This window comes from Duganella sp. sic0402 (genome assembly GCF_019219065.1).
Classification (GTDB): Bacteria; Pseudomonadota; Gammaproteobacteria; order Burkholderiales; family Burkholderiaceae_D; genus Rugamonas.
Genome location: NZ_JAHUWK010000040.1, coordinates 1 through 415 on the forward strand (window position 1 = coordinate 1; position 415 = coordinate 415).

2 tRNA genes are annotated in these 415 nt (G+C 45.8%); both read right to left on the bottom strand.

Annotated elements, in window-relative coordinates:
* Positions 1 to 186: 186 nt before the first annotated feature.
* Positions 187 to 262, bottom strand: a tRNA-Ala gene (locus KW842_RS27210).
* 26 nt (positions 263 to 288) lie between these two features.
* Positions 289 to 365: transfer RNA gene (locus tag KW842_RS27215), tRNA-Ile, on the bottom strand.
* Positions 366 to 415 lie beyond the last annotated feature (50 nt).

A 415-nucleotide genomic window follows, 5' to 3' on the forward strand; every position in this document is an offset into this window, starting at 1 on the left:
CATGTGCACTTATTCACTTGTCCCTATAACCTTGACGGCTATAGTTCAAGCATTTACTACTTGTGATGATGAGTTTTACTACCCTAAGTGTGTATTTCTACACGCTTAAATAAAACTTTACTTCTTCCTGATTGTTAAAGAACGGTACTGCTTTTACCTAAAGCGCTGGCCTTACGTAAAAGCATTTGGTGGAGGATGACGGGATCGAACCGACGACCCCCTGCTTGCAAAGCAGGTGCTCTCCCAGCTGAGCTAATCCCCCATTTGGTATTACGAAATACCGGCAACTGGTAGGGCTGGTTGGACTCGAACCAACGACCCCCGCGTTATCAACACGGTGCTCTAACCAGCTGAGCTACAGCCCCAATATTTGCTGTTCTCTTTAAACACAGTCGATAAGTGTGAGCGCTTGAAA